The organism is Streptomyces sp. SAS_270 (genome assembly GCF_052543295.1).
Window position 1 is genome coordinate 14,146 of sequence record NZ_JBMNDS010000087.1, and the last position, 3,683, is coordinate 17,828.

Below are 3,683 nucleotides of genomic sequence, written 5' to 3' on the forward strand. Positions count from 1 at the left end.
GAGGGGGGCCCCCCCGGTACTGGCGGAAGGCATGTCTCGAACCTAAACAGCCACCCTTCATCCGTCCAATGCATGGAATCGTCATAATCGTTCCCATGGTGCATCAGCAGAGGTCAGAGAGTCGTCTGTCACCGTCCAGTGACACAGAAGACAGCGCGCACATGTCGAGGCTGCTCGCGCCGCGGCTCGCGTACTTCGCCGGAGTCGCCCGCACCGAGCACGTCACCCGGGCCGCGCAGGAGATGCAGGTGCCGCAGTCGACGCTGTCGCGCGCGATGGTCCGGCTCGAACAGGACCTGGGCGTCGACCTGTTCGCCCGCCGCGGCCGCACGGTCGCGTTGACGGCGGCCGGGCGGACGTTTCTCACCTCGGTGGAGCGGGCGCTGGCCGAGATCGAGCGGGCGGCCGACGAGGTGCGCGCGGACGCCGACCCGGCCACCGGCAAGGTCGCCTTCGGCTTCCTGCACACCATGGGTTCCGAAACGGTCCCTGGGCTCATCCGTGCCTTCCGCGTCGACCACCCCCGGGTCCGCTTCAGCCTCGTCCAGAACTACGGCGAGGCGATGCTGGAGGGGCTGCGCTCGGGTGAGCTGGACCTGTGTCTCACCTCGCCGGTGCCGGACGCGCCCGACCTGATGGCCCGCCGCCTCGACGAACAGAAGCTCCGACTCGTGGTCCCCGTCGACCACCGACTCGCCTCGCGCAGGCGCGTCCGGCTCGCCGAGGCGGCCGACGAGACGTTCGTGACCCTCGAACCCGGCTACGGCATGCGCCGTATCACCGACGACCTCTGCAAGGAGGCGGGCTTCAAGCCGCGCATCGCCTTCGAGGGGGAGGAGGCCGAGACGCTACGAGGCCTGGTCGCGGCCGGGCTCGGAGTCGCCCTCCTGCCGCCACCGGCCGTACCCCGCCCGGGAGTTGTCGAGCTGACGGTCACGGCACCGCGCGCGGCGCGCGAGATCGGCGTCGCCTGGCTCGACGGCCACCAGGACACCCCGCCGGTCGCCGCCTTCAAGAAGTTCCTGCTGTCACGACGGGGCCATCTGCTTCCCGACTGATGCCTGACCGACGTCGGACCGGCGCCCGGTCGACTTCCGTCAGCGCCGCAGCGACTGCCCGAACCCCGCGGCCAGCGGCATCCGCAGTCCCAGCGGTGGCGGCGCCGCGAGCGCGTCCTCCACCGGGCGGGAGAAGGCCCGGCCGAACAGCGTACCCAGTACGAAGTCCTCGGCCAGCGACAGGACTTCGCCCCGGTGCTGGGACAGCGCGTGTCCGTCGGAGTGCACCTCGAAGCGGCAGATGTCGCGGTTGGCCTTCTTCGCGCGCGCCGCGAGACGGAACGACAACTCGGGGTCGCTGCGTGCGTCGTTGGTGCCGTGCACGATCAGCACGCGCCGTCCGGCCAGTTGCTTCACCGGTTCGGGTGGCGCCGCCACGTCCTCCTCGGGCAGCCAGGGGGCGAGCGCCAGCACGGAGTTGACGGCCTCGTGGCCGCCCGCGTGCAGTGCCGCGCGGCCGCCCATGTCCATCCCGGCGAGGCAGACGGGGACGTCACCGTAGCGGCGTACGACCTCGTCGGCGGCCCAGGAGGCGTCGCGGGCGAGATGCGCCTCGCTGCCGTTCCAGCCCCGAAACCGGTAGTGCACCACGTGGGTGACCAGGCCTTCCGTCCGTCCCGCCCGCACCAGACGGCGCCCCAGCGCCCGTACGGAGGCGGTCGCCGCCATGGGGGACGGCTTACGGGCCGAGACCTCCTCGCCGGCCGGGAGCAGCAGCACCACTCCGCTCACCGCCGTCGGTTCCGGGCCGAGCGCCCTCCCCAGCCGGGCCCTGCGAACCGGCGTCGCTTGCTGTGCCATGACAGAACAGTGTCAGAAGCGTCGGTGTACGCCACCCGTCCGCAGGGTCACCTTTGCGTATCGACGGATCGGCGTTACCGGAGCTCTACGCGCGTAGGCGTTAGAGTGCGGAAATGACGAGCCAGATCCAGAACATCCCGAGCTCGGAACAGATCCGCCGGGCGCCCAAGGTCCTGCTGCACGATCACCTCGACGGGGGCCTGCGCCCCGGCACGATCGTCGAACTCGCCCGTGCGACGGGCTACGAGGGTCTCCCCGAGACCGACGCCGACAAGCTCGGTCTGTGGTTCCGCGAGGCCGCCGACTCCGGTTCCCTGGAACGGTACTTGGAGACCTTCGCGCACACCTGTGCCGTCATGCAGACCCGCGAGGCGCTCGTCCGGGTGGCCGCCGAGTGCGCCGAGGACCTCGCCGAGGACGGCGTCGTCTACGCCGAGGTGCGCTACGCGCCCGAACAGCACCTGGAGGCCGGGCTCACCCTCGAAGAGGTCGTCGAGGCCGTCAACGAGGGCTTCAGGGAAGGGGAGCGGCGGGCGAGGGAGAACGGTCACCGCATCCGCGTCGGTGCGCTGCTCACCGCCATGCGGCACGCCGCCCGTGCGCTGGAGATCGCCGAACTCGCCAACCGCTACCGGGATGTCGGCGTCGTCGGCTTCGACATCGCGGGCGCCGAGGCCGGGTTCCCGCCCACCCGGCACCTCGACGCGTTCGAGTACCTCAAGCGCGAGAACAACCACTTCACCATCCACGCGGGCGAGGCCTTCGGGCTGCCGTCCATCTGGCAGGCCCTCCAGTGGTGCGGCGCCGACCGGCTCGGGCACGGGGTCCGCATCATCGACGACATCGAGGTCGCCGACGACGGCTCGGTGCAACTCGGGCGGCTCGCCTCGTACGTCCGCGACAAGCGGATCCCGTTGGAGCTGTGCCCCAGCTCCAACCTCCAGACCGGCGCCGCCGCCTCGTACGCGGAGCACCCGATCGGGCTGCTGCGGAAGCTGCATTTCAGGGCGACCGTGAACACGGACAACCGGCTTATGTCGGGTACCAGCATGAGCCGGGAATTCGAGCATCTTGTCGAGGCGTTCGCCTATACGCTCGACGATCTCCAGTGGTTCTCGGTCAATGCTATGAAGTCAGCATTCATTCCTTTCGATGAACGACTGGCCATGATCAATGACGTGGTCAAGCCCGGCTATGCCGAGCTGAAAGCCGAATGGCTGTTCCGGTAGAAGCTCTCCACCTGCGGTTATTCTCCGGGTGGTGGGTGAGAGAAGGCTTCGGAAAGCGGTCGGGCCTCCATGACTCGGCCGCTTTTTGATGTTTGCGGAGGGCGGGTTTGCGTGTTTACGGTCTTGGACCGCTCACCTCCCCGTCTCACGGACCCAAGGACGCATTCAAAATGAAGCAGTCTGCTGCCAAGACCCTCGGTGTCGCCGCCCTCGGTGCCGCCTTCGCCGCCGCGGGCGCGGGTGCCGCGAACGCCGCGCCCGCCGTGCCGGACGCCTCCTCGGCGCTGAGCACCGTCACCCAGACGCTGCCGGCGGAGAACGTCGCCAAGGCGCTGCCCGGCGCGGGCGAGGCGCTCGCCCAGGGCCAGAGCGCGCTGGGCGCGGGTGTGGCCGCGGCTCAGCCGGCCGCCGCGCGCATCCTCGCCGACGGGCCGACCGCGCCGGTGGCGGGGCTGCTCGGCGGGCTGCCGCTGGCCAACAGCGGGCTGCCCACGCACGGGCTGCCGCTGAACGGGCTGCCGCTCGGCTGAGCCGGGTCCTTCCGCTCTGCTCGTACGTACGCCGGTGGGGCGCACCCTGGTTCGGGTGAGATCGG

General features: G+C 70.4%; 4 protein-coding genes. 3 read left to right on the top strand and 1 reads right to left on the bottom strand.

The genetic code is table 11. The features are described 5' to 3' along the window. The first annotated feature begins 95 nt into the window (after positions 1-95). Complete coding sequence (locus tag ACN6LB_RS38200; RefSeq protein ID WP_356147202.1) at positions 96-1,058, top strand: LysR family transcriptional regulator; 963 nt, start codon at positions 96-98, stop codon at positions 1,056-1,058. Positions 1,059-1,097: 39 nt separating this feature from the next. Here the strand turns inward: ACN6LB_RS38200 and ACN6LB_RS38205 are convergent, their stop codons facing one another. After that, on the bottom strand, positions 1,098-1,859 hold the full coding sequence (locus tag ACN6LB_RS38205; RefSeq protein WP_445029866.1) for an alpha/beta hydrolase: 762 nt from the start codon (positions 1,857-1,859) through the stop codon (positions 1,098-1,100). Between the two features lie 113 nt (positions 1,860-1,972). Here ACN6LB_RS38205 and ACN6LB_RS38210 point away from each other — a divergent pair, with 113 nt between their 5' ends. Both ACN6LB_RS38210 and ACN6LB_RS38215 read left to right on the top strand, forming a co-directional pair. Beyond that, positions 1,973-3,088: an adenosine deaminase gene (locus ACN6LB_RS38210; RefSeq protein WP_445029867.1), complete on the top strand. Its 1,116-nt coding sequence runs from the start codon at positions 1,973-1,975 to the stop codon at positions 3,086-3,088. Between the two features lie 170 nt (positions 3,089-3,258). Then, positions 3,259-3,618, top strand: coding sequence for an ATP-binding protein (locus tag ACN6LB_RS38215; RefSeq protein WP_356147193.1), 360 nt, complete (start codon positions 3,259-3,261; stop codon positions 3,616-3,618). Positions 3,619-3,683 lie beyond the last annotated feature (65 nt).